Raw genomic sequence first — 21,843 nt, 5'->3', positions numbered from 1 at the left:
TGAAGAAAGTTCGGCGAACCTGACACCCTCCTGACAGACTGCTGTCAGGAGGGGTATGCGATAGTGCCTCCATTCACAGAGAGGAGACTAGCCATGAACGGTTTCACCATTTTGCGCGGCGTGCAGCACTATGTCGGCAAGGTCAGGACGATCCGCAACGAGATCCGCACCCAGCGTTTTCTCAATGCCTTGCCTGCGGACATCCGCAAGGACATCGGCTGGCCGGATATGTACGAAGGCCGCCACTTGCGCCGCAATTGATTTTTTGGGCGCGACTGTTGGACGAGAGAACCGCGCAACCCAGATAATAGTCCCGGCATCTGAACAGATGCCAGGTCCTGGATAAGCAGGACGGAACTGGCGGCGGACTAAAGGATAGTGATGATGACTGAGACGGAGCAAGGCATGTCCAAACAGAAGACGATCGGCTTTCTTTTCATCGAAGGCTTCGCCGACTGGGAATATGGCCTGCTGGCCGCCTCGGCCGTTGAATGGTTCGGCGCCCGCGCCGTATCGTTGACACCGGACGGCAAGCCGGTGACCGGCATAAGCGGTTTCAAGCTGATGCCCGACCGCTCTGTCAAGGCCGATGAAAATACCGATCTCGATGCCGTCGCGGTCATCGGCTCCGACCAATGGGCCGGCAAGGCGCCGCCGGATGCAGCCGGCCTGCTGACAGCGGTGGCGTCGCGAGGCGGTGTCGTCGGTGGTATCTGCGCCGGAACGCTGGCGCTGGCCCGCGCCGGCCTGTTCGACAATGCCAATCACACCAGCAATGGCCGCGACTGGATCAACCAGCACGAGGCCGGTTACGCCGGCGACCAGAACTATCGGGACGTGGCGCACGCGGTGGCTGATGGCACGATCGTTTCCGCGCCGGGTTCAGCGCCGGGCACATTCGCACTGGCGTTCCTGGAAACGCTCTACCCGGAAAGGGGCAACGATCTAACCCAGATGCGCGCGATGTTCGCCAAGGAATACGCCGCAGCCTCCTGACAGTATGCTGTCAGGAGGCCCATGCAATACTGACAGGGGATTTCGGGACAAGTAGTCGATGAAAAGCTGGAACGACAGGCTGAACGCACCGGGCATCAACGGCATCAGGCCGACGCCGCGCACGATGAGCGATGTCGTCGAGGGGCAGCCGATGCTGGTGCCGACCGCACGCCAGGTCGATGACTTTATCCGCTCTATCCCCAAGGGCGTGGATATGGATGTTCGTGCGCTGCGCACCGCGCTTGCAATCGAACATGGTGCCGAAGTGACATGTCCGGTCACCATCGGCTATCATCTGCGCACTGTCGCCGAGGCCGCCAACGAGGATCTCGAGCGCGGCATGGCGCTGAGCGACGTCGCGCCGTTCTGGCGCGTGCTCGACGCGAAGACGCCGACAACGAAAAACCTGTCCTTCGGCACGGCATTTGTCGCCGCGCAGCGCAAGCGCGAAGGGCTCGACCCATAATGCATGCCGCCCAAAAGTCGGATCCGGTTTTGGGCCCCGGTTTTGGGCAAAGACATGCATAGAAGCAACGCCGAGGGACTATACGATGCGTCGTGCCGACAGGCTCTTCCAGATCGTGCAGCATCTGCGCGGTGGCCGTTTGGTCACCGCCCAGAAGCTGGGCACGTGGCTCGAGGTTTCCGAGCGAACCATCTACCGCGATATCGCCGACCTGCAGTCGACCGGGGTGCCGATCGACGGCGAAGCTGGCGTTGGCTACATGATGAGGGAGGGTTTCGACCTTCCGCCGCTGATGTTCACGCGTGACGAGATCGTGGCGCTGGTCGCCGGCGCCCGCATGGTGCGCGCCTTTGGCGGTGCGGCCATGGCGCGCGCGGCCGACGAAGCGCTGGTCAAGATCGGCGCCGTGCTGCCCGACGCCGAGAAGGATCGTATCGCCCGCACCGAGATCCACACACCGATGTGGGTGGTGAGCGATGCCGCCCGCGAGGCGATCGACCTGATCGAGCGCTCGGTCGAGAAGCGTCAGGTGCTGACCATCGACTATTCCGACGAGGCTGGACGCGGCACGGCGCGCGACATCAGGCCGCTTGGCCTGTGGTTCTGGGGCAAAGTGTGGACGCTGGTTGCCTGGTGCGAGATGCGCGATGATTTCCGCGCCTTCCGCATCGACCGCATCGCCTCGGTGGTCATTGCAGGCCGGATCTTCAAGCCGGAGCGCGGCAAGCAGCTCGCCGACTTCTACCGCGCGGTAGAACGCAGCGAGGACTACGGCATGGCGCCGGATCGCGCCGCTCGGACCTGAGGGTTCTTCCCTTCTCCCCTTGTGGGAGAAGGTGGCCGCGCGAAGCGGGGTCGGATGAGGGGTGCTCCAGAAAACACCAACGCCTCATTCCTCCCAGCACCCCTTGCATGTTGGGCTGGCGGCTATTTGTGCAAGATAGCTGCACTCCCCGACAGATGGCCGTCCGCCGGGGAGTGGACGGATGGGACCGTACGCCCCTTGGTGTGAACCGCGGATGAGCAAGGTCCATTCGTTCTCGCACTGGTCCTGAACAGATGATGGGGAGCGAGTCCCGCATGCAAGGCAAGGTATTGTCCGAACCGAATGCGACGCCGTCAGTCTATGCCGGCATCGACGTGTGTAAAGAGTGGCTGGATGTGTACGTCCATCCAACCGGCCAGAGTTTTCGTGTGGCCAATGATGGTGGTGGCCTGCGGCGGCTGAAGCGCCGGCTTGGTGATCTCGCAGTGAGGCGGGCGATCATGGAGGCGACGTCCAAATACCATCGTGCGGCACAGCGCTCGCTGCATGAAGCGGGATTGGTAGTGGCCGTCGTCAACCCGCTGCGTGCTCGGCTGTTCGCGGAAGCCTGCGGCCAGCTTGCCAAGACCGACAAGATCGATGCCAGGCTGCTGGCAGAAATGGGGGTCGCGCTCAATCCGGCCGAGACGGTGCCGCCTTCCCTTGCGATGGAGGCGCTGCAGGAGATGATCGGCGCGCGCAATGCCGCCTGTGCCGAACGCATCGCGCTCATCAACCGCTTGGCGACGCTCAAAAGCCCCTTCCTGCGTGCTGAACTCAACCGCAGGCTCAAAGCGCTTCACAGCCATATCGTGCGTCTTGAAGCCGAGACCGGTCGCCGGATCTCAGCTGATCCCGCTCTTGCCCGCCGCTACACAATCTTGATCTCGATCCCCGGCATTGGCCCGATCACTGCCGCCACGCTCCTGGCGGGCCTCGCTGAGATGGGTACGCTCAACGCCAAGCAGGCGGCAATGCTGACCGGCCTTGCTCCCGTCGCCCATGACAGCGGCCCGCGCCAGGGACGCCGAGCTATCAGGGGCGGCCGAAAGGGTGTCAGAAACGCCCTCTACATGGCCGCACTGTCTGCAAGTCGTTACAACAAGGACCTTGCAGTGTTCGCCGCCCGTCTGCGCAAGGCAGCTAAACCCGAAAAGGTCATCCTCGTCGCCGTCATGCGAAAGCTCGTCGTTACGGCCAACGCGCTCGTAACTCAGGACCGCATCTGGAGCCAAATCGCTCCTTGACAACAAACACAGATGCTCATCCGTCTTGCCGCTTCGTGGCAATCCACCTTCTCCCACAAGGGGAGAAGGCTAGGTCGCGCTTATTCGTCGTCCGCGTCGTCGTCGGTGTTCTTGGACTTCAGCGCCGAGAGCTTGGCGAAGACTGCGTTGGCGTCGAGCTCGGCATCCTCGTCCTTCGGCTTCTCAGGCGTCGGCACCAACCGCTCGGTCAGGGCGGCCGGCAGCAGTGTGTCGCCGACCGGCGCCGGCTGTTCGCGGCCACGCGAGGCGCGATTGACTTCCATGTCGAGGTCGATTTGCGAGGCGAGGCCCAGCGTCACCGGATCCATCGGCTGAAGATTGGCCGAATTCCAGTGCTTGCGGTCGCGGATCTGGTCGATCGTCGATTTGGTGGTGCCGACGAGGCGCGAAATCTGCGCGTCCTTCAGTTCGGGATGATTGCGCACCAGCCAGAGGATCGCATTCGGCCGGTCCTGGCGCTTCGACAGCGGCGTATAACGCGGGCCCTTGCGCTTGGATTCCGGCACCCGCACCTTGGGGTCGGACAGCTTCAGCCGCTGGTTTGAATCCTTCTCGGCGCGCGCGATCTCGTCGCGGGTCAGCTGGCCGGTCATGATCGGATCCATGCCCTTGATGCCTTGCGCCGATTCGCCATCGGCGATCGCCTTGACCTCAAGCGGATGCAGCCCGCAGAACTGCGCGATCTGCTCGAAGGACAGCGCGGTGTTGTCGACCAGCCAGACGGCGGTCGCCTTGGGCATCAGCAGCGTATTGGCCATTTAGATATCCTTCTCGTTCGCCCGCGTTCCCGCGCGGGCGGTGGTTTAGAGCCACCAAAATGGGAAATTCGCGGTCTGTATAACCGCTCTCCGCCCATTTCGCAACGTTTTTGGAAGATGGGCAAGCGACGCCTCGAAGGCCGGCCCAAACAGGTCGCCGCGGCGCTTTCCACGGCCCAAAACGACAAAACCCGCCGGACATTGTCCAGCGGGCTCGGAACCGGCGACGGGAGACCCGTCTTGTGCGGCTCTGGCTTCCAAAGCGCGATCCCCGGCCGGAACACGAAAAACATGGGTTCCGATTTCAGAGGGCCGCGTTCGAAATCAAATCGCGCGGCGGGCGATCTTTTCGATGTCGGCGCGGTTGATGCCGAGATCGTTCAGCTGACGCGAGTTCAGGCGGTTCAGTTCGCGCACGGTTTCGTTGTACATGCGCCAGTTACGGTAAGCGCGGATCGGGTTCATGGTAGTCCTCCATTCGTTGAATTCGTTTCGGTGATGCTCAAATAGGCATCATCGATCAGGACTTGAATGGCTGATTTTGCATAGCAATGATGCAAATGCTGCATTGCAGCATTAAGCTTCTGTTCACTTTGCGGGCATGGGCGCACATGCCAGCGACGTGTCGCGATCCAGGTCGGGCCGGCATCACTGAATATCGATACAGCCTTAGCCGACATCCAGCACGATCTTGCCGATATGCTCGCCCTCCTCAATGCGCTCATGCGCACGCCAGGCTTCGCCGAGCGGGAAGATCATGTCCATCACTGGGGCTATCCGGCGGGTGCCGAGCAGCGGCCACACCTGGGCTTCCAGGGATGCCGCCAGTGCCGCCTTGAACTCGACCGTGCGCGGCCGCAGCGTCGAACCGGTATGGGTCAGCCGCTTGACCATGATCCTGGAAAAATCGGCGCTCGCCACCGCACCACCCTGTACGGCGATCTGGACGATGCGGCCCTCGATCGCCGCCGCCTCGTAGTTTCGCGCCACATAGTCGCCGCCGACCATGTCGAGGATGACATTGGCGCCCTTGGCTTCCGTGGCCTCCTTGACCGCCGCGACAAAATCCTGCTCGCGGTAATTGATCGCCCGGTCGGCCCCAAGCTTCAGGCAGGCGTCGCACTTCTCCTTGCTGCCCGCGGTGGTAATGACATAGGCACCGAAAGCCGACGCAAGCTGGATAGCGGTGGTGCCGATGCCGGACGAGCCGCCATGCACGAGCAAGGTTTCACCCTTCTTCAGGCCGCCACGCTCGAAGACATTGTGCCAGACGGTAAAATAGTTTTCCGGCACGGCCGCCGCTTCGGTGTGGGTAAAGCCGGCTGGCAGCGGCAGCACGCTGCCGCTATGAACCTTGACATACTCGGCATAACCGCCGCCCGGCGTCAGCGCGCAGACCCGGTCGCCGATGCGCCAGCGCGAAATCTCGTCGCCAAGTGCTGCCACCTCGCCCGAGACTTCGAGGCCGGGCAGGTCGGAGGCCCCGGGCGGCGCCGGATAAGCACCCTTGCGCTGCTGCACATCAGGCCGGTTGACGCCAGCAGCGCGCACCCGGATCAGGATTTCGCCGGGGCCGGGAACGGGCACATCGCGCGTCTCCGGCTTCAGCACCCGGGGGCCGCCCGGTTCCGAGATCGCGATGGCCATCATCTTCGCCGGAATTTTCTGTCCGCTCGCCATGTTCATTTCCCGTCTTCGTTCACCAGAATCATGCCGGCCGTTTGCATCCGTGGCCTTGCCCTATGTATGCTCATTGCCAAATCAGGCAAATGGCCAACGGGAGGAGCGACGATGGCGATCTTCGACGACGAACCCAAGAAGAAGGCGCGCCCACACGAGGTCGGGCAGGACCTTTCGCTGCTTTCCGTCGGTGACCTGACCGAGCGGATTAGCCTGTTGCGCGACGAGATCGCCAGACTGGAAGCCGAGCTGAAGGCCAGGGACAGCACCAAGTCGGCGGCTGAGGCCCTGTTTCGTCGCGGATAGTGCCGAGACCCGCCGCCGAAAAGCCGGAATGCGATTGTCTTCAGACCCGATAAATTCCAGCCGGATCAAAAAATGTTCGCAACCTACAGACCGATCCTCTCGCTGCTTCGCGGCACGGCTTTTCTGCTTGCGGCCTCGGGATTGCACGGGCTGCTGCTGCCCTTGCGCGGCCAGTTGGAAGGTTTCTCGACCGCATCGCTCGGCCTCATGGGCACCGCCTGGGCGGGCGGCTTTGTCACCGGCTGTTTCTTTGCCCCCCGCATCGTGCGCCGCGCCGGTCACGTCAGGGCCTTTGGCGCTTTCGCCGCCTCGGGCGCGATCGTGGCACTGCTCACTGGCCTGATCATCGATGAATATGTCTGGATCCTGCTGCGTGCCTTCACCGGCTTCACCATGGCCGGCGCCTTCATGGTGATTGAAAGCTGGCTGAACGAGAAGGCCACGAACGAGAACCGCGGCACTGTCTTCGGCCTCTACATGATGGTCACCTACGCCTCGATCATGGGCGGCCAGATGATCGTTGCCGGCGGCGACGTGAAATCGGCTTCGTTGTTCATGATCACCGGCATCTTGTTCTGCCTGTCGCTCATCCCGACCGCCGTATCAACCGCTTCACACCCCAAGCCGCTGCAGGATGTTTCGCTCGACGTCAAAGGCCTCTACGCCAATTCACCGGTATCGGCGGTCGCTTGTCTCCTGATCGGTATCGCCAACGGCGCCTGGGGCACGCTCGGCGCGGTCTATGGCGCACGCATCGGCATTTCCACACCCGAGATCGCCCTGATGATGAGCCTTGTGGTGGTCGCGGGCGCCGCCATGCAGCTTCCGGCCGGGCGCCTGTCCGACACGACCGACCGCCGTTTCGTGCTGGCGGGCGCGGCCTTTGGCGCGGCGCTGTTCGCCATCGCCATCTTCCTGTTCGAGCCACGCTCCGCCGTGTTCGTCATCGTCTGCACCGCTGCCTATGGCGCCTTCGCCTACACGCTCTATTCGATCGCCGTGGCGCATGCCAACGACCACGCCCGCTCCGAGGATTTCGTCAAGGTCTCGGGCGGCCTGCTGCTGCTCTACGGCTTCGGCACGATGATCGGCCCGCTGCTGGCCGCCGCGCTGATGGGCTGGATGCGCCCGGAAGGGCTGTTCTTGGCAACCGCCTTTGCCCATCTTTGTCTGGCCGGCTACACGCTGCTGCGCATCAGCCGCCGCGCACCGGTGCCAATCGAGGGCCGCGATGCCTTCAAGACTCAGCCGGCCGACCGCTCGGTCACGCCGGAAGCATTGCGGCTCGACCCAAGAAGAAAAAATGAAACCAACGGTTGAGATTCGAAAAGCTTTGCCTCACAAATAGGTATGATGTTTTCCGACGCCTTCTTGGCGATTGCCGATCCCAACCGGCGCCATCTTCTGGAAGAACTCCGGCGCGGTCCGAAGACTGTCAACGAACTGGCTGCCGGATTGCCAGTGTCCCGGCCAGCCGTTTCACAGCATCTCAAGGTCCTGCTCGACGCAGGGCTGGTCAACGCCAGGCCCGAAGGTACGAGACGCGTCTATACAGTGAGCAGCTCCGGGTTCCTGAAGCTCAACATCTGGCTCGACCAATTCTGGGAAGCCGGATCCACACCCTGATTGGCAACGGCGATAATCAGGCTTGCGCGCCCAGGAAAGCGCCAAGCGCGTCGAGCAGTTCACCCGTTCCATGCTCGCGCGTGGCTGACGTGTCGTGGCCGTCGAGAAAGGCTCCCTGCTCTGTCATCACGAGCCGTGTGCTCCCACCTTCCGCAATAAGCTCGATCGTCGCCAGTGACACCGATACGCGGGTTTCGCCAAACAGCAGCTCATAACTGTAAACGATGCGCTGATCGGGCACGATGTCCTGATAGACCGCGTTGAAGAAATGCATGCTCCCATCGCTCGGGCAGCCGGCATTGACCTCCTTGCCGCCAACGCGGAAGTCCATTTCGTGGTGGCTGGGCGTCGGATCATGGGGATCGACGAACCAGCGCCGCTTGGCGTCCGGATTGCTGAATGCCGAAAAGACTTTTGCCGGCGCCACCGGATAGCTCCTCTCGACGACAAAGGTGGAATGGACGATGGATCGCTCGGTCATCGGGGTTCTCTCCCTGGCAAGGTTGAAGGTTCAGCTTATTGCTCGGAAGCACTCGACTGGCTCTTGGCCGTCTCGCTTGCGAATTCCGCGGCCAGGTTGGTCAGCGCGGCGCTGAAGCCGGCCTCGCTGCCCGCGATCATGTCCTTGCCGCCGAAGGCCGCGATCTGGTCGGTAAGCACCAGCCGCGTCGACGAGCCAACCGCTTGGAGTTCTACCGTGATCAGCGAAACGGAAAGCCGGTTCCCGCCTTCGCGAACGACCTCGGTCGACACGATCCTTTGCTCCGGCTCGATATCCATGTAGCGGGTCTCGACCTGGTAGACCAGATTGCCGCGCGGCCCGCAGCGGCTGATATCGAGCCCGGCGACGCGGAAGTCGGCTTGGTCATAGACCAGATCGATATTCTTCGACGGCGTGCCCCAGCGAGCGCGGGCTTGCGGATCGGCAAGCGCCTGGAACACCCGTGCTGGCGACGCCTCATAAATGCGCTCCAGCACGATCGTAGCGTGGGTCACGGATGGATCGGTCATTGCGGCCCCTCGCGGGCTGGCGAGGCATCGTAGACGCGTTTGAGCACAATGGTGGAATGGACGACTGTCATCACGGTCTCCTTCAGCCTTCGTCGTTGGTTTCCGCCAGAAAGTCGCCCAGCCGGTCGAGCCTGCGCTCCCACGCGAGGCGCCGCTCGTTGATCCAGTGTTCGGCCGCGCGCAGCGCCTTCGGCTCGATCTGGCAGGTGCGGACGCGGCCAAGCTTCTCGCTGCGGACGAGGCCGCTCGCCTCCAGCACATTCAGATGCTGGACGACGGCTGACAGCGACATCGCCAGCGGCTCGGCCAGCTGGCTGACCGATGCAGGCCCCCGCGACAGCCGATCCACCATCTGCCGCCGCGCCGGGTCGGCAAGCGCCTGGAACATCAGATCGAGCTGGGCGGGATCGTGCAGCATGGCTCTAACCGTTGTTGTAGGGGAACATGTGGAAATAGGGCTGCGCTTCCTCGACCACGCGAGCGAACGAGGGCCGCTGCAGCAACTGGTCGTGGTAGCGCTTCACGGTGGGATATTTGTCTCCCATCGGCTCGACCTTGTTGGCATAAAACAACGCCGGCGAGGCCGCGCAATCGGCCATGGTGAAGGTCTCGCCTGTCGCCCAGGTCTTCGCCTGCATGTCCTGCTCTATGATGGCGTAGGAATTACGCAGCTGGTCGCGTGCCTGTTCGACACCGAACGGATCGGTCTTATCCCCCGGCCGCAGCCGGTCGCCGACGATCTTCTGCATCGGCTCCTGTACATAGAAATCATAGAAGCGATCGGCCTGGCGGACTTGGATCGCGAGGTCGACATCGGCGGGAACAAGTTCGACCGTCCCAGGATAGCGCGCGGCCAGATACTCGATGACGATGGTCGATTCCAGCACGGTGCAGTCCCGCGCATCGTCGCGCAGGGCTGGCATCTTGCCGGAGGGCGATATCTTCAGGAAGGCCGCGCGGGACTCTTCATCGCCGAGATCGACGATGGCTGGATTGAATGGCGTACCGTTCTCATAGAGCGCGATCAGCGGCTTCCAGCAGAAGGATGCCAAAGGGTGAAAATGCAGCGTCAGGGGCATGGTCATTCGTGTTCTCTCAAAAGTGAAGTAGTTACTTAACTATTGCGACAGGTGGCGGTCGTCAAGCCCCGTTTGCTTGGCTCAATGGGCCTGGGTATGCGCGACGATGGCATCCGTCATCGCTGCCCAGTCGTCGGGGTGCAACTCGTGACCGCCGCCTTCGATGCGCAGAATCCGGGCGCCGGCGACGGCATCGACAAGCGCTTCGCCGTGCTCGACGGGAAAGATCGGATCGGCCGTTCCGTGGATGACCAGCAACGGCGCCGCCATTTCATGCAAGCGGCCCTGCCATTCCTCGCCGCCGCTCAGCATGAAGTGATTGGTCGCGCTCAGGAAGCCGCCGGAGCGGTCATAGTCCTGTTCAACGAAACCCTTCGTCCGCTTCTCGTCGAACGGATGCGCTGTTCCCGCGATCTCCCGGGCATCCCTGACGATGTAGTCCATGACCTGATCGCGGTTCGACCAGTCGACTTTGGCGCCATCGGCCGAATGCTGCATATAAGCCTCGGTCATCGTCGGCAGGTGCGAGGTGTCGGTGCCAACCGGGGAACTGCTGATCACTGTCAGCGAAGCAACACGCGCCGGATGCTTGAGCGCGGCGAACTGTGCGATCATGCCGCCCAGCGACATGCCCACGATATGGGCTTTCTGGATGCCGTGGCTGTCGAGAACCTGGATCGCATCGTCGGCCATGTCGTCGAACGCATAGGGCGGCTCTCCCGGGGCATACTTGGTCGATCGGCCGGTATCGCGATTGTCATAGCGGATCACGAACAGACCATTGTTCGCCAGTTTCCGGCACAATGCCTCCGGCCACCACAACATCGAGGCCATTGCCCCCATGATCAGCAGCACTGGCGGATGAGTACGGTCGCCAAAGGTCTGGGAGACGATTTCGGGGCGTTCCATGGCGATCATTTCCGCAGTTCCTGATCTCAATAACCGATTGCGTTTTGCAATCAGTTGCACAATAGTAAGACTGATACGATAATGCAACTGGTTTTTAGTGGGAGAGTCGCATGAGCTTGGATCGCCGATCTGGCTGCCCGATCAATCTGTCGCTGGAAGTGTTCGGCGACCGCTGGAGCCTGATCATCCTGCGCGACATGATTTTCGGCGGCAGGCGCCATTTTCGCGAGCTGCTCAACGGATCGATGGAAGGCATCGCATCGAACATTCTCGCCGACCGGCTGAAACGGCTGATGGCACTCGGCATGCTGACCAAAGCCGATGATCCGAGCCACAAGCAGAAGGCGATCTACAGCCTGACTGAAATGGCGATCACGCTGGTGCCGATCCTGGCCCATCTCGGTGCCTGGGGCCGGGTCTGGCTGCCGGTCAGCGATGAACTGTCGATCCGCGCCGAGCTGCTCGAAAACGGTGGCCCGCCGCTGTGGGACAGGTTCATGGATGAGCTGCGTCACGACCATCTGGGCACCCCTGCCGCGCCTTCAGCCGAACCCACTGTTCGGGCGATGCTGCAAGCCGGCTACGAGGCCGTGGTCGCCCGTAACGCGCGCGCCGCCGATGCACCGGCCTGAATCCGCCATCAGTCTCCGGAAGGCGTGAGGCTCTTGATCGTCGCTTCTCGTCTCTTTCGAATATTCAATCGGCAGCGCATGCTCCCGGCGCGGTGCGGGCTTTTGATCAACTTATTTTCCCAAATACAGGCCGTCTCTGCTATCAAGACGTTGAAATCATATTTTATGAGATTGGATCAAACGCTTGGTTGAGAACTCGAAGGATACGGCCCGTGCGCGGGCCGACTTGCGTTTCAAGAAGCAGGAAGAGGCGGCAACCGTTCGCCAGAAGGCGATGGCGGAATATGCCGCCGAGAGCGATGCCCGCCAGGCCAAGACCAACAAGCTGAGAGCCCTGCGTCTCGCCAAGGAAGCCGAAGACCTCGCCAACGCGCCCGCAACTCCGGCCAAAAAACCAGCACGCGCCAAGAAAAAAATCGCCTGACTGGCCCCAATTTTGGAACGCGGCTCTGGAAGCCCATTGGTGGCAACGCCATAGTATCGGTGTAGCGCCTGTCCCTGGCGCTATCCATACGATCCCGACACCGTCCATTCCGCCTCTTCACGCGAAGCAATTTCAACCAAGACCGGGATTATTATCCCCGGGCTGGCGGTCGATGATTGACGCGTTTTTCAAACAGGAGATTGTCATGACCGCACTGCCGCTCGAAAAGGCTATCGAGATCATTGGGGCCGCTTTCGCCAAGGGCGCCGACTTGAAGCTCAAGCCGCTGGGTGTCTCTGTCCTCGACGCAGGCGGCCATCTGGTCGCTTTCCAGCGACAGGACGGCGCTTCGTTCCTGCGGCCGCAAATGTCGGCTGGCAAGGCCTATGGAGCGCTTGCCATCGGCATGGGTTCGCGCCGTGTCGAAGCCTTCGCCAAGGAACGCCCGCACCTGATCACCGGCATCTCCGACGTTTCCGGAGGGCGTGTACTGCCGGTCGTCGGTGGCGTGCTGATCCGTGACAAGGCCGGCGCCGTCATTGGTGCCGTCGGCATTTCCGGCGACACGTCCGACAATGACGAAGCGGCAGCCATTGCCGGCATCGAGGCGGCAGGCTTCACCGCCGATCCGGGCTGATGATGTGTTGAGATTCAGGTCAGGCCGGGTCCGAGAATGGCTGATACCGAGAACCGGAGCGGAGCGTACTTAAGTACGTGAGCACCGGAAGCGCAGGTACCAGCCATTTGCAGGCCGGCCTCACCTGAATATCGAAACATCCTCAATTCAGGTTGATGTCACGGCTTGCCGACCGCATCGACACCGCGAATCCGGCCAGCACGTCGATCAGCGCGATGATCATCAGCGTGAAGAAGACGGAGTGGGCGGCGCCTTTCACCAGCAGGAATTCGACCAGGAAAGCCACGAAGACCAGGGTCGACAACAGGTGGTCCATGATCGACGCGTTCGTGGTGCGCGTCGACTTCACCATCTCGACGAAGAAGAAGACCAGCCCGATCAGCACCATCAGGTCTCCGAGCGTCATCGAGAACACGCCGCCCGACATCATGCCGACCGAAAGGATCTCGGTCGCCCACGGATCGTCACCGCTGCCGAATATTCCCAGAAGTCCAAGATTGTAGAGGACGAAAGGCACGATCAGCAGTGGGATGGCACCGAACATCTGGCGTCTCCATTTGGGGCACCCCTTTGTAGAATGCCCCACCGTCACGCCGTCAAGAATTTTCGTTGTTCCACCAGGCGACATATGAGCGCGACAGCATGAACCAATGCCGGCCGGAGCTTGCCCCGGCCGGCATTTTTGCCGCTGCTCAGCGCTTGAATTGACCGGCGCGCACAGCGGCGCCGATGACATTCAGGATGATGTGGCCGGCGGTCATCGAGGTGATCTCGTTGACGTCACGCGCTGGCGCGATCTCGACGATGTCCACGCCCACGACCTCGCCCTTGGCGAACAGCCCCTTGATCAGGTCGATTGTCTGGCGATAGGTGACGCCGCCGGGCTGCGGCCCCTCGACGGCCGGCATGACCGCCGGATCCAGTCCGTCGGCGTCGATGGTGAGATAGTAGCGGCCGCCATCGGGAATGCGCTTGAGTAGAGCCCCGGTGCCGATATCCTGCCACTCGTTGGTGGTGATGATGTTGGCGCCATACGCGCGGGCCGCTTCCACTTCCTCGGTGCGCGCACTGCCCTGGCCGCGTATGCCAACCTGGAAAATATCCTTGATATGCGCCATTTCGGAAGCCCTGCGGATGGTGCTGGAATAGCCCTCCTTGACGCCATTCACGTTGTCGCGCCAGTCGAGATGGGCATCCAGATGCACCAGTGTGATCGGGCCTTCGCCGTCGAGCGCCCGGAAGATCGGGATCGGGATGCCGTGATCGCCGCCGATCGTGATCGGCAGCGCACCGGCGGCGCGGATTTTGCGGATCGCCGCCTCGGCGCGTTTATAGTGTCCGACATGGTCGGCGGCATTGCCGGGGACGTCACCGACATCGACAACCTTGATGTCCTGACCATCGAAGACCGGCCCGCCTATATCGAAGTCATAGCGGTCGAGCGACTGGCTGATACGCTGCGAGGCGCGCCGCACCGCCGTCGGCGCGTTGGTCTGGTCATTGATCAGTTCGTCGATCGTATAGGGGTCGCCGTAAGGCATGCCGATGATCGCGACATCGGCCTTCAGCGTGTCGAGATCCTCGACCAGTGGGAAATTCAGAAATGTCTGGAAGACATCGCGCGGCGCGCTGGTGAGCTTGGACATGGGGTCTCCTCGTTTTGAAAGGCTTTTGGATCAGGCGCCACGGCGGGCCGCGAGATGGGGTTGCAGCCTGCGCTCCAGGCTGCGCGAGATCGCCGCGACAAGAGCCGTCAGGCCCCAGTACAGCAATGCAATGGCGGTGAAGATCTCCACCGGTGAGAAGGTTTGGCCGATGACGTTCTGTGCCATGTAGGTCAGTTCCGGCACCGTGATCGCCGAGAGGATCGCCGATTCCTTGATCAGCGTGATGGTGAGGTTGGTCGCGGCGGGCAGAATGTAGCCGATCACCTGCGGCACAAGGACCTTGCGGAAGATGGTGAGGTAGCGCAGCCCCAGCGCATAGCCTGCCTCGACCTGGCCTGACGATATCGACTGAATCGCACCGCGCAGGATTTCGGACGAGTAGGCGCTGGCATAGGCTGACAGCGCGCCGATAGAAACGACAACCGGCGAAAGCCGGATGCCGAACATCGGCAACGCGTAGAACAGCAGGAATATCTGGATCAGAAACGGGATATTGCGGAAGATCTCGACATAGGCCGCGACGATCGTTGCCGGCAGCCTGCCGCCCCGCAGCCTGATGAGGGCCAGAACGGTGCCCGCCGAGAAGCCCAGCGGCAACGCCATAGCGCACATCAGCACCGTGTTGCCGAAACCCTTCGCGAGCATCTGCCAATTGTCCGCGATGACGGAGAAATCGAAGCTCATGCGCGCGCACCTTGCGCCTTGCGCTCAAGATGCCTGGTCAGCATGCTGCAGGAGAACAACACGATGAAATACAACACCGCCGCGATGCAGAAGGCTTCGACAGGCCGGTAGGTGATGTTCATGATGTTCTGCGCGGTGCGGGTTAATTCAACCACGGCAATAACCGACAGAATGGACGAGGCCTTCACCAGCATGGTGAACTCGTTGACCATCGGCGGAATGATGGCGCGAAACAGCTGCGGCAGGATCACCTTGAACCAGGTTACAACAGGTTTCAGGCCGAGTGCCTTGGCGGCTTCATACTGGCCGATAGGAATGCGTGTCAGCCCGGCACGCAGGATCTCGGCGACGAAGGCGGCGCTGTTGAAGCTCAACGCCAGGACCCCCGCCAGCAGCGGCGGCAGGTCGATGCCAACAAGGCCGGGCAGAACATAATAGACCACGAAGATCTGGACGATCAGCGGCGTGCCGCGGATGAAGCTGGTGTAGAACGCACCAACCCAGCGGACCGCGCGCCAGTGCGATCTGCCGCAGGCAAGCAGACCGAAGCCGATCGCCGTCCCAAGCAGGAACCCCAGCGCCGAGACGCCGAGTGTGATCCCGGCGCCGGTCAGGAATTGCGGCAGGAAGCTCAGGGTTTTTGAAAAATGGAACATTCTTCAACTCGAAGAAGAGGCAATGCCTGGCGCATTAGGGAAGGCGCTATTCCAGCATGGGAACAGCCTCCCTCGCATCGCGCCAGGCATTGCCTGAACCAAAGGGGACCGCTGCTAGAGTGCGCCCGCCGGCAGATATCCGTCAGCCGGCGTCTTCATCTCGAAACCGAACCACTTCAGCTGCAGTTCCTTCAACTTGCCGCTGTCCTTCATCTCGCCGATCTTGGCATTGATGAATTCACGCAGATCCTTGTCCTCCGGCCGCACGACCCAAGACAGATAGGAGAATTCGCCGATCGATCCGACGACCTTGTAGGTATCAGGGACGTTCTTCATCAGCACGGCCGCCGAAGGCGAGGCGATGACGATGGCATCGACCTGCCCGGAGGCCAGGGCGACATGGGTTTCAGGGAAAGAGGTGAACAGCTTCAGTTCGCCGACCCCCTTGCCGCCCTTCTCCTTGAGCTCCTTGTCATAGGCCTCGATGATCGGCTGCACGGAAGAGGCAAGCTGCGTTGCCACCACCATGCCGTTGATGTCCTCCGGCTTCTTGATGCGCTCTTCATCGGCGCGCACGACAATCACGTTCTCGAAGGATCCGGTCGGCCGCGTATAGGCGTATTTCGCGGCCCGCTCGGCATTGATGCCCGTGGACGTCGCCATGACGTCGAACTTCTTGGCCAGCAGGCCTGGCAGCAACCCCTGGAAAGGGAGGTTCAACTGGTCCAGTTTCACGCCGAGCTGGCTGACGACATAGTCGAGAATATCCTTGTTGTAGCCGACGATCTGACCGTCTCGCACGAATTCGAACGGCTCGAAGGCCGCTTCGGTGCCGACCACGATGGTGCCGCGCTGCTTGATCTGTTCGATCAGGCCATCGGCATGAGATGTGGATGCGAATGACAGGAGAAGCGGCGCGGCGGCCAGCAGGGACAGGACACGGCGACGCGATGCGGAAAAGAACTCACCCATTGTTACCCTCTTTTTTTTCTTCGGTTTTGCTGCGCTGGTAGGCCCGGCCACTGTGCTTGAACACGCGGCCGATCATGTAGCTCTCGGAATCCTTGATCCCGGGAACGTTGGAGAGTTCACTGACCAGGAAGTCGTGCAGACTGGTTGTCGACGGCAGGGTCAGCTGGATGATGATGTCGAACGGACCCGTCATCGCGTAGACGCTGTCGACGAACGAATATTCCGACAGCTTTCTGGCAACGCTGATGATGTGCTCGCGGTCGACGTCGAACCCGACAATTGCGGCAATGCCGACGTCGCTGCGCAAAGGGCGCACGACGGCCTGGATGCAGATATCCGGATCTTCAAGGACGCGCGCCATTTTCCGCCGCACCGTCGCTTCCGTCACTCCGATACGCTTGGCGATGTCGACACTCGACATCCGCCCGTCGACCTTGAGTTGGGAGAGCACGGCCTGCTCGGTATCGTCGAGATCACTCGTGCTGACGAAATCCCACATACAACCCCCTATCTGTGTCGATTTACGACTACAAAATTAAAAATTGCATAGGAAACCTACAAACACAATCCCCATCACGTCGAAAAACGATCTTCACTTGGGGCGATGCAAGCGGAAAGCGGCCAACCGGTGCAGTCATGATTTTTGGGAAGGCTTGGTGCCGACAGGCACGAACTCGGCGAGCATATTTCTTGCCAGCGCGCGAAAACGCCCTTCGCTCAAGATTTGCGAGGGAGTGCTTCGTATCGAAACAGATCAAGGGGTAGGGTTCAGGCCCTCGGCATCACACCCGCGGGCACTGGTTTCGTCAAAAGACCGGAAACCAGTTATGTAAAAAACAAAAAGACCGGCCACTGGCCGGTCTTTTCGATAGCTCAAAGATTGGAAAAGCTGGTCTCAGCTTTCCTTGGGCGTCAGCACCTGACGGCCGCGGTACATACCGGTCTTCAGATCGATATGGTGCGGGCGGCGCATTTCGCCGGAATTCTTGTCCTCGACATAGGTCGGGGCCTTGAGAGCGTCGGCCGAGCGGCGCATGCCGCGCTTGGACGGAGAGGTTTTTCGTTTCGGAACGGCCATGGAAATGCTCCACTACATGGTCAAAAAGCCCCGCCTGCCCTCGTGAAAGGGCCGTTTCAGGGGCCGGAATCTGAGAAAGTCGGGTGCCTATACACGCCTGACGCCGTTTTGGCCAGCGCCGCCGTGATTTTTTTTGCCGGCGCTAGTCGAGACAGCCGACATAAGCGCCGGATCTTCCTGCCCGCCGCTCGATAAGGTTGGCCAGCCGTTTCAGGCCAGGCCCCGGCTTGGCCGGATTGCGGGCGATCGGGTTTGGCAGGCTGACGGCCAACAACGCCGCCTGGCGTCTTGTCAGCTGTTTTGCCGAAACACCGAAATGATGCTGCGCGGCGGCCTCGATGCCATAGATGCCTGGACCCCATTCGGCGATGTTGAGATAGATTTCCATGATGCGCCGTTTCGACATCACCGCGTCGAAATAGACGGCCAGCGGCAATTCGACGATTTTGCGCACCGAGCCCAGCGGGCGCGACCAGAGGTAGAGGTTCTTCACCGTCTGCATGGTGATGGTGGAGGCGCCTCGGGTCGCTTCGCCGGCCAGCGCATCGTCGACGACCCCCCTTAGCTCGCCAAGATCCACACCTCGATGGAAGCAGAACTGCCCGTCCTCGGACATGATCACGGAATGCGCCAGCACCGGCGACACATCGTCGATCGACACCCAGCGCCGGTCGTAGCCGGAAAATGTCGCCAGATCCTTCAGCATCAGCGTCGAGACCGGATGCACGAATGAGGGCAGGTAGAGGAACGTCAGAACAGTCGGAATCAGTGCCAGCACAGCGGCCACGACAAAGCCGCGCCGGACCCAGCGCCTGAGACCGCGGCGGTTCACGCCCCTCGATCTCGCCGCCATGTCCTGCTTTTCGATTTCATGATCGACGATCGGTTCCGCCAAGCCGCCCAACCCGTGCTTCTCCTCCCCCGGCATAATGGCGCTTGGCTTCTTGCGCAACGTCTGAGTGTCGGCTACCGCTCGCGGCCATGACGAATGGCGACGAAATGGCGTTCGAAATGGCACTTGGCATGCGCGCGGAGGCCGTCGAGGCGCTGCTGCGGCAATTGCTCGATGGGCGTGTGCTTTCCGGCGAGATCGCGCGGCCCGACCGTCTGATGGCCGCGATCCGCCATGGTGTCCTCAATGGCGGCAAGCGCCTGCGTCCCTTCCTCGTCATGGAAAGTGCGGCCTTGTTTTCGGCCGATGGCGAGGCGGCGTTGCGCGTGGCGGCCGCGCTGGAATGCGTCCACTGCTATTCGCTGATCCATGACGATCTGCCGGCCATGGATGACGACGATCTGCGCCGTGGCTTGCCGACCGTGCACAAGGCCTTCGACGAAGCGACCGCCATCCTTGCCGGCGATGCTCTGCTCACCTTGGCCTTTGACATCATCGCCGACGAGGCGACCGCACTGCCCGCCGAACGCAGGGCAGCCCTGGTGCTGGCGCTGGCCCGCGCCGCTGGTACCGGCGGCATGGTCGGCGGCCAGATGTTCGACCTTGCCGCCGAGCGGGACCAGCCGGACGAAGCCGGCATCATCCGGCTCCAGGCCATGAAGACCGGCGCCCTGATCCGTTTCGCTTGCGAGGCCGGCGCGATCATCGCCGGCGCCGCGCCGGACGACCGCGAAAGGCTGGCCGAGTTCGGCTCGGCGATCGGCCTTGCCTTCCAGCTTGCCGATGACCTGCTCGACCTGACAGCGGACGCCAAGCAGATGGGCAAGGCGACCGGCAAGGATGAGGCCGCAGGCAAGGCGACGCTGGTGGCGCTGCATGGCGCCAATTGGGCGCGAGGCCAGCTTCATGGCCTCGTTGACCTGGCCCACACGCTGCTTGAGCCCTATGATGACCGCGCAGTGCTTCTCAAGGAAGCAGCAAAATTCGTGGCGACCCGCAACAACTGAGATTGTGACGGAGAACGAACCCGCTGCGCGGGAGGGCGCCTGCGGTTGAGGTAGGGGTGATGGGCCGGCCGTCGCGCTCGCGTTGAGCGTCGTCCAGCAACGGCAGAAGATGACGGGCTTCTTCAACAAGGAGCCCGACCATGCCCCATCCCCTTCTCGATGCACCCATCAGCCCGCTGCGCCAGCGGCTGATCGACGACATGAACATGCGGCGTTTCTCACGCGAGACGCAGCGCAACTATCTCCGCGATATCGGACGCCTGGCGACATTCCTTGGGCGTTCGCCAAACACGGCGACAGCCGACGACCTACGTCGGTTCCAGATCGAGCAGCAGGAAGACGGCGTTCCCGTGCCGACGATGAACAGCATCGTGTCGGCGCTGCGCTTCTTCTTCACCCAAACGCTCGACCGCCCGGACCTGGCGCGCCGGCTCGTCCGGCTGTCGCATCCGCGCAACCTGCCCGTGGTGCTCAGCCGCGACGAGGTGGCCCGGCTGCTCAACGCCACCACGTGTCTCAAGCACCAGGCCGCATTGTCGGTCGCCTATGGTGCGGGCTTGCGCGTCGCGGAGGTGTCGATGCTGAAGGTCGCCGACGTCGACAGCGAGCGCATGCTGCTGCGCGTCGAGCGCGGCAAGGGCGGGCGGTATCGCAATGCCATGCTCTCTGCCGATCTACTCACTCTGCTGCGTCAGTGGTGGAAGGTTGGGCGGCAGCAGGGCGTGATGCATCGCGACGGCTGGCTGTTCCCTGGGCAGCACGCGATGAAGCCGATCAGCACGCGACAGCTCTATCGCATCGTCGTCGAGGCAGCGCAGGCCGCCGACATCGCCAAGCGGGTCGGGCCGCACACGCTGCGTCACAGCTTCGCGACCCACCTGCTGGAGGACGGCACCGATATCCGGATCATCCAGGTTCTGCTCGGGCACGCCAAGCTGAACACCACCGCTCTCTACGCCAAGGTCGCGACCCGCACGGTGCGTGCCGTGACGAGCCCGCTCGACAAGCTCGGCCTGTTCAAGCCGGAAGAGATCTCACCCGACGGCTGAGCCATGCGCGCCTCGATCGAGGTCGCCGACATCTTCCGTGCTGCCGGGCTCGCCTATCGGGTCGCCCATGCCGGCCATCTGAGCCTGCAGCAACTGAAGGTCATGTCGGCAATCGAGCACTGCCGCACCGCAGCCCTTGGCGGTCATGTCGAGGCTTGCGAGGACTGTGGCCAATGGCGGATCGCCTACAACTCCTGCCGCAACCGGCACTGCCCGAAGTGCCAGGGTGCGGCCGCGCGGACATGGCTTGCAGAGCGGGAAGCCGACCTGCTGCCGGTCGGCTACTTCCACGTCGTGTTCACGCTGCCCGCCGAGGTCGCCGACATCGCATTCCAGAACAAGTCGGCGGTCTACGACCTGCTGTTCAAGGCGGCGTCGGAGACGATGCTGACGATCGCCGCCGATCCGAAGCATCTCGGCGCACGCATCGGCATCACCGCCGTCCTCCACACATGGGGCTCAGCGATGACGCATCATCCGCATGTGCACATGATCGTGCCGGGCGGCGGCATCGCACCGGACGGGGCACGCTGGATATCATCGCGGCCGGCCTTCCTTCTGCCGGTGCGCGTGCTCGGCAAGCTGTTCCGCCGCCTATTCCTGACCCGGCTGGTCGCGCTGCACGACGCTGGCCGGCTCGCCTTCTTCGGCGCAATTGCTCATCTCGCGGAACGGCGGGCATTCCTACGCCACCTGTCGCCGGTCCAGAAGAAGCGCTGGGTGGTCTACGCCAAGGCGCCCTTCGCCGGTCCGGAAGCGGTGCTCGCCTACCTGTCGCGCTACACGCACCGGGTCGCGATCTCGAACAGCCGCCTCATCCACCTCGACGAGAGCGGCGTCACCTTCCGTTACAAGGACTACCGCCGCGACGGCGCCGGTCGCCAGCAGGTCATGGCGCTCGCCACCGACGAGTTCATCCGCCGCTTCCTGCTCCATGTCCTGCCGCGTGGCTTCCATCGCATCCGGCATTGCGGCTTACTCGCTGGCTCCGCCCGCAGGGCCAGCCTCGCGCTCGCCCGCGAACTCCTGGACGTCGCCGCGCAGCCCGATGACGACACATCAGACGAACCGGACGACTTCCGCCCGCCATGCCCACGCTGTCGCGGACGCATGATCGTCGTTGAGGTGTTCGAACGCTGGCGGCAGCCCCGCGGACCGCCGCACGCAACGGCATCGAACCGGGAGAACGGCCCATGATCCGGCATGGCATGGTAGAGCCTTCAGCCGCAGGCGCGTCCCCT

30 protein-coding genes are annotated in these 21,843 nt (G+C 62.3%); 14 read left to right on the top strand and 16 right to left on the bottom strand.

Annotation, left to right across the window (positions count from 1 at the left end; translation table 11 throughout):
- The first annotated feature begins 93 nt into the window (after positions 1 to 93).
- From GA829_RS07680 to GA829_RS07660, 5 genes are all read left to right on the top strand, one after another.
- Entirely contained in the window at positions 94 to 261 is a 168-nt protein-coding gene (locus tag GA829_RS07680) for a hypothetical protein (RefSeq protein ID WP_195177929.1), read from the top strand.
- 144 nt (positions 262 to 405) lie between these two features.
- On the top strand, positions 406 to 996 hold the full coding sequence (locus GA829_RS07675; protein ID WP_195177928.1) for a DJ-1/PfpI family protein: 591 nt from the start codon (positions 406 to 408) through the stop codon (positions 994 to 996).
- 58 nt (positions 997 to 1,054) lie between these two features.
- Positions 1,055 to 1,462, top strand: a complete 408-nt coding sequence (locus GA829_RS07670; protein ID WP_195177927.1) for a hypothetical protein — start codon at positions 1,055 to 1,057, stop codon at positions 1,460 to 1,462.
- 85 nt (positions 1,463 to 1,547) lie between these two features.
- On the top strand, positions 1,548 to 2,267 hold the full coding sequence (locus GA829_RS07665; protein WP_195177926.1) for a helix-turn-helix transcriptional regulator: 720 nt from the start codon (positions 1,548 to 1,550) through the stop codon (positions 2,265 to 2,267).
- Positions 2,268 to 2,542: 275 nt separating this feature from the next.
- Positions 2,543 to 3,514: an IS110 family RNA-guided transposase gene (locus tag GA829_RS07660; RefSeq protein WP_195173796.1), complete on the top strand. Its 972-nt coding sequence runs from the start codon at positions 2,543 to 2,545 to the stop codon at positions 3,512 to 3,514.
- 80 nt (positions 3,515 to 3,594) lie between these two features.
- Here the strand turns inward: GA829_RS07660 and GA829_RS07655 are convergent, their stop codons facing one another.
- From GA829_RS07655 to GA829_RS07645, 3 genes are all read right to left on the bottom strand, one after another.
- Positions 3,595 to 4,293 carry a DUF1013 domain-containing protein gene (locus tag GA829_RS07655; RefSeq protein WP_195177925.1) on the bottom strand — a complete coding sequence of 233 codons (699 nt, stop codon included), beginning with the start codon at positions 4,291 to 4,293 and terminating at the stop codon, positions 3,595 to 3,597.
- A gap of 324 nt (positions 4,294 to 4,617) precedes the next feature.
- Complete coding sequence (locus tag GA829_RS07650; RefSeq protein WP_195177924.1) at positions 4,618 to 4,758, bottom strand: DUF1127 domain-containing protein; 141 nt, start codon at positions 4,756 to 4,758, stop codon at positions 4,618 to 4,620.
- 204 nt (positions 4,759 to 4,962) lie between these two features.
- Positions 4,963 to 5,973 (bottom strand): NAD(P)H-quinone oxidoreductase, encoded by a 1,011-nt coding sequence (locus GA829_RS07645; RefSeq protein WP_195177923.1) that lies wholly within the window; start codon positions 5,971 to 5,973, stop codon positions 4,963 to 4,965.
- Between the two features lie 111 nt (positions 5,974 to 6,084).
- Between GA829_RS07645 and GA829_RS07640 the strand changes: the two genes are divergently transcribed.
- The 3 genes from GA829_RS07640 to GA829_RS07630 all read left to right on the top strand — a co-directional run bounded on the left by GA829_RS07640 (position 6,085) and on the right by GA829_RS07630 (position 7,905).
- Positions 6,085 to 6,279, top strand: a complete 195-nt coding sequence (locus tag GA829_RS07640) for a DUF1192 domain-containing protein (RefSeq protein ID WP_195177922.1) — start codon at positions 6,085 to 6,087, stop codon at positions 6,277 to 6,279.
- A gap of 72 nt (positions 6,280 to 6,351) precedes the next feature.
- Positions 6,352 to 7,599 carry an MFS transporter gene (locus tag GA829_RS07635; protein WP_195177921.1) on the top strand — a complete coding sequence of 416 codons (1,248 nt, stop codon included), beginning with the start codon at positions 6,352 to 6,354 and terminating at the stop codon, positions 7,597 to 7,599.
- Between the two features lie 30 nt (positions 7,600 to 7,629).
- Positions 7,630 to 7,905, top strand: a complete 276-nt coding sequence (locus tag GA829_RS07630) for an ArsR/SmtB family transcription factor (RefSeq protein WP_195177920.1) — start codon at positions 7,630 to 7,632, stop codon at positions 7,903 to 7,905.
- 16 nt (positions 7,906 to 7,921) lie between these two features.
- Here the strand turns inward: GA829_RS07630 and GA829_RS07625 are convergent, their stop codons facing one another.
- The 5 genes from GA829_RS07625 to GA829_RS07605 all read right to left on the bottom strand — a co-directional run bounded on the left by GA829_RS07625 (position 7,922) and on the right by GA829_RS07605 (position 10,913).
- Entirely contained in the window at positions 7,922 to 8,386 is a 465-nt protein-coding gene (locus GA829_RS07625) for an SRPBCC family protein (protein WP_195177919.1), read from the bottom strand.
- A gap of 35 nt (positions 8,387 to 8,421) precedes the next feature.
- On the bottom strand, positions 8,422 to 8,916 hold the full coding sequence (locus tag GA829_RS07620) for an SRPBCC family protein (protein WP_195177918.1): 495 nt from the start codon (positions 8,914 to 8,916) through the stop codon (positions 8,422 to 8,424).
- A gap of 82 nt (positions 8,917 to 8,998) precedes the next feature.
- Entirely contained in the window at positions 8,999 to 9,334 is a 336-nt protein-coding gene (locus GA829_RS07615; protein ID WP_195177917.1) for an ArsR/SmtB family transcription factor, read from the bottom strand.
- Positions 9,335 to 9,338: 4 nt separating this feature from the next.
- Positions 9,339 to 9,995: a glutathione S-transferase family protein gene (locus GA829_RS07610; protein WP_195179564.1), complete on the bottom strand. Its 657-nt coding sequence runs from the start codon at positions 9,993 to 9,995 to the stop codon at positions 9,339 to 9,341.
- Between the two features lie 81 nt (positions 9,996 to 10,076).
- Positions 10,077 to 10,913: an alpha/beta fold hydrolase gene (locus GA829_RS07605; RefSeq protein ID WP_195177916.1), complete on the bottom strand. Its 837-nt coding sequence runs from the start codon at positions 10,911 to 10,913 to the stop codon at positions 10,077 to 10,079.
- Between the two features lie 101 nt (positions 10,914 to 11,014).
- Between GA829_RS07605 and GA829_RS07600 the strand changes: the two genes are divergently transcribed.
- The 3 genes from GA829_RS07600 to GA829_RS07590 all read left to right on the top strand — a co-directional run bounded on the left by GA829_RS07600 (position 11,015) and on the right by GA829_RS07590 (position 12,597).
- Entirely contained in the window at positions 11,015 to 11,536 is a 522-nt protein-coding gene (locus tag GA829_RS07600; protein ID WP_195177915.1) for a winged helix-turn-helix transcriptional regulator, read from the top strand.
- A gap of 184 nt (positions 11,537 to 11,720) precedes the next feature.
- Positions 11,721 to 11,960, top strand: a complete 240-nt coding sequence (locus GA829_RS07595; protein WP_195177914.1) for a hypothetical protein — start codon at positions 11,721 to 11,723, stop codon at positions 11,958 to 11,960.
- Positions 11,961 to 12,165: 205 nt separating this feature from the next.
- A complete protein-coding gene (locus GA829_RS07590) occupies positions 12,166 to 12,597 on the top strand; it encodes a GlcG/HbpS family heme-binding protein (RefSeq protein ID WP_195177913.1) in 432 nt (143 codons plus the stop codon).
- Between the two features lie 142 nt (positions 12,598 to 12,739).
- Here GA829_RS07590 and GA829_RS07585 read toward each other — a convergent pair whose 3' ends face one another.
- From GA829_RS07585 to GA829_RS07550, 8 genes are all read right to left on the bottom strand, one after another.
- Positions 12,740 to 13,141: a hypothetical protein gene (locus GA829_RS07585; RefSeq protein ID WP_195177912.1), complete on the bottom strand. Its 402-nt coding sequence runs from the start codon at positions 13,139 to 13,141 to the stop codon at positions 12,740 to 12,742.
- Positions 13,142 to 13,289: 148 nt separating this feature from the next.
- Positions 13,290 to 14,243, bottom strand: a complete 954-nt coding sequence (locus tag GA829_RS07580) for an agmatinase (protein ID WP_195177911.1) — start codon at positions 14,241 to 14,243, stop codon at positions 13,290 to 13,292.
- A gap of 30 nt (positions 14,244 to 14,273) precedes the next feature.
- Positions 14,274 to 14,948 carry an amino acid ABC transporter permease gene (locus tag GA829_RS07575; protein WP_195177910.1) on the bottom strand — a complete coding sequence of 225 codons (675 nt, stop codon included), beginning with the start codon at positions 14,946 to 14,948 and terminating at the stop codon, positions 14,274 to 14,276.
- The gene (locus GA829_RS07570) at positions 14,945 to 15,604 is read right to left on the bottom strand and encodes an amino acid ABC transporter permease (protein ID WP_195177909.1); all 660 of its coding nucleotides are present in this window, start codon (positions 15,602 to 15,604) and stop codon (positions 14,945 to 14,947) included. The genes GA829_RS07575 and GA829_RS07570 overlap by 4 nt, the downstream gene beginning before the upstream one ends.
- 114 nt (positions 15,605 to 15,718) lie before the next feature.
- Entirely contained in the window at positions 15,719 to 16,576 is an 858-nt protein-coding gene (locus GA829_RS07565) for a transporter substrate-binding domain-containing protein (protein ID WP_195177908.1), read from the bottom strand.
- On the bottom strand, positions 16,569 to 17,075 hold the full coding sequence (locus GA829_RS07560) for an Lrp/AsnC family transcriptional regulator (protein WP_195177907.1): 507 nt from the start codon (positions 17,073 to 17,075) through the stop codon (positions 16,569 to 16,571). The genes GA829_RS07565 and GA829_RS07560 overlap by 8 nt, the downstream gene beginning before the upstream one ends.
- A 396-nt stretch (positions 17,076 to 17,471) precedes the next feature.
- A complete protein-coding gene (gene rpmF, locus GA829_RS07555; RefSeq protein ID WP_008834724.1) occupies positions 17,472 to 17,654 on the bottom strand; it encodes a 50S ribosomal protein L32 in 183 nt (60 codons plus the stop codon).
- A 142-nt stretch (positions 17,655 to 17,796) separates the two neighbouring features.
- Positions 17,797 to 18,558, bottom strand: coding sequence for a biosynthetic peptidoglycan transglycosylase (locus GA829_RS07550; RefSeq protein WP_195177906.1), 762 nt, complete (start codon positions 18,556 to 18,558; stop codon positions 17,797 to 17,799).
- A gap of 77 nt (positions 18,559 to 18,635) precedes the next feature.
- Between GA829_RS07550 and GA829_RS07545 the strand changes: the two genes are divergently transcribed.
- The 3 genes from GA829_RS07545 (at position 18,636) to GA829_RS07535 (ending at position 21,799) form a co-directional block, all read left to right on the top strand.
- Positions 18,636 to 19,553 carry a polyprenyl synthetase family protein gene (locus GA829_RS07545; protein ID WP_195177905.1) on the top strand — a complete coding sequence of 306 codons (918 nt, stop codon included), beginning with the start codon at positions 18,636 to 18,638 and terminating at the stop codon, positions 19,551 to 19,553.
- A 140-nt stretch (positions 19,554 to 19,693) separates the two neighbouring features.
- Positions 19,694 to 20,602 (top strand): tyrosine-type recombinase/integrase, encoded by a 909-nt coding sequence (locus tag GA829_RS07540; protein ID WP_195176217.1) that lies wholly within the window; start codon positions 19,694 to 19,696, stop codon positions 20,600 to 20,602.
- 3 nt (positions 20,603 to 20,605) lie between these two features.
- Positions 20,606 to 21,799 carry an IS91 family transposase gene (locus tag GA829_RS07535; protein WP_195176218.1) on the top strand — a complete coding sequence of 398 codons (1,194 nt, stop codon included), beginning with the start codon at positions 20,606 to 20,608 and terminating at the stop codon, positions 21,797 to 21,799.
- Positions 21,800 to 21,843: the final 44 nt, after the last annotated feature.

Origin of the sequence: Mesorhizobium sp. INR15, assembly GCF_015500075.1 — a bacterium.
Classification (GTDB): domain Bacteria; phylum Pseudomonadota; class Alphaproteobacteria; order Rhizobiales; family Rhizobiaceae; genus Mesorhizobium.
The sequence above is the reverse complement of the archived record's forward strand: the minus strand, read 5'-3'. Positions and strand labels throughout refer to the sequence as shown.

Excerpts from the sequence above, each read along its gene's own strand:
- GA829_RS07535 (WP_195176218.1), top strand. The coding sequence starts at position 20,606 with ATGCGCGCCTCGATCGAGGTCGCCGACATCTTCCGTGCTGCCGGGCTC.
- GA829_RS07640 (WP_195177922.1), top strand. The coding sequence starts at position 6,085 with ATGGCGATCTTCGACGACGAACCCAAGAAGAAGGCGCGCCCACACGAG.
- GA829_RS07680 (WP_195177929.1), top strand. The coding sequence starts at position 94 with ATGAACGGTTTCACCATTTTGCGCGGCGTGCAGCACTATGTCGGCAAG.
- GA829_RS07575 (WP_195177910.1), bottom strand. The coding sequence starts at position 14,948 with ATGAGCTTCGATTTCTCCGTCATCGCGGACAATTGGCAGATGCTCGCG.
- GA829_RS07610 (WP_195179564.1), bottom strand. The coding sequence starts at position 9,995 with ATGCCCCTGACGCTGCATTTTCACCCTTTGGCATCCTTCTGCTGGAAG.
- GA829_RS07590 (WP_195177913.1), top strand. The coding sequence starts at position 12,166 with ATGACCGCACTGCCGCTCGAAAAGGCTATCGAGATCATTGGGGCCGCT.
- GA829_RS07645 (WP_195177923.1), bottom strand. The coding sequence starts at position 5,973 with ATGGCGAGCGGACAGAAAATTCCGGCGAAGATGATGGCCATCGCGATC.
- GA829_RS07650 (WP_195177924.1), bottom strand. The coding sequence starts at position 4,758 with ATGAACCCGATCCGCGCTTACCGTAACTGGCGCATGTACAACGAAACC.
- GA829_RS07635 (WP_195177921.1), top strand. The coding sequence starts at position 6,352 with ATGTTCGCAACCTACAGACCGATCCTCTCGCTGCTTCGCGGCACGGCT.
- GA829_RS07540 (WP_195176217.1), top strand. The coding sequence starts at position 19,694 with ATGCCCCATCCCCTTCTCGATGCACCCATCAGCCCGCTGCGCCAGCGG.
- GA829_RS07570 (WP_195177909.1), bottom strand. The coding sequence starts at position 15,604 with ATGTTCCATTTTTCAAAAACCCTGAGCTTCCTGCCGCAATTCCTGACC.
- GA829_RS07600 (WP_195177915.1), top strand. The coding sequence starts at position 11,015 with ATGAGCTTGGATCGCCGATCTGGCTGCCCGATCAATCTGTCGCTGGAA.
- GA829_RS07565 (WP_195177908.1), bottom strand. The coding sequence starts at position 16,576 with ATGGGTGAGTTCTTTTCCGCATCGCGTCGCCGTGTCCTGTCCCTGCTG.
- GA829_RS07675 (WP_195177928.1), top strand. The coding sequence starts at position 406 with ATGTCCAAACAGAAGACGATCGGCTTTCTTTTCATCGAAGGCTTCGCC.
- GA829_RS07660 (WP_195173796.1), top strand. The coding sequence starts at position 2,543 with ATGCAAGGCAAGGTATTGTCCGAACCGAATGCGACGCCGTCAGTCTAT.
- GA829_RS07615 (WP_195177917.1), bottom strand. The coding sequence starts at position 9,334 with ATGCTGCACGATCCCGCCCAGCTCGATCTGATGTTCCAGGCGCTTGCC.
- rpmF (WP_008834724.1), bottom strand. The coding sequence starts at position 17,654 with ATGGCCGTTCCGAAACGAAAAACCTCTCCGTCCAAGCGCGGCATGCGC.
- GA829_RS07580 (WP_195177911.1), bottom strand. The coding sequence starts at position 14,243 with ATGTCCAAGCTCACCAGCGCGCCGCGCGATGTCTTCCAGACATTTCTG.
- GA829_RS07545 (WP_195177905.1), top strand. The coding sequence starts at position 18,636 with ATGACGAATGGCGACGAAATGGCGTTCGAAATGGCACTTGGCATGCGC.
- GA829_RS07625 (WP_195177919.1), bottom strand. The coding sequence starts at position 8,386 with ATGACCGAGCGATCCATCGTCCATTCCACCTTTGTCGTCGAGAGGAGC.
- GA829_RS07670 (WP_195177927.1), top strand. The coding sequence starts at position 1,055 with ATGAAAAGCTGGAACGACAGGCTGAACGCACCGGGCATCAACGGCATC.
- GA829_RS07560 (WP_195177907.1), bottom strand. The coding sequence starts at position 17,075 with ATGTGGGATTTCGTCAGCACGAGTGATCTCGACGATACCGAGCAGGCC.
- GA829_RS07665 (WP_195177926.1), top strand. The coding sequence starts at position 1,548 with ATGCGTCGTGCCGACAGGCTCTTCCAGATCGTGCAGCATCTGCGCGGT.
- GA829_RS07630 (WP_195177920.1), top strand. The coding sequence starts at position 7,630 with ATGATGTTTTCCGACGCCTTCTTGGCGATTGCCGATCCCAACCGGCGC.
- GA829_RS07655 (WP_195177925.1), bottom strand. The coding sequence starts at position 4,293 with ATGGCCAATACGCTGCTGATGCCCAAGGCGACCGCCGTCTGGCTGGTC.
- GA829_RS07585 (WP_195177912.1), bottom strand. The coding sequence starts at position 13,141 with ATGTTCGGTGCCATCCCACTGCTGATCGTGCCTTTCGTCCTCTACAAT.
- GA829_RS07605 (WP_195177916.1), bottom strand. The coding sequence starts at position 10,913 with ATGATCGCCATGGAACGCCCCGAAATCGTCTCCCAGACCTTTGGCGAC.
- GA829_RS07620 (WP_195177918.1), bottom strand. The coding sequence starts at position 8,916 with ATGACCGATCCATCCGTGACCCACGCTACGATCGTGCTGGAGCGCATT.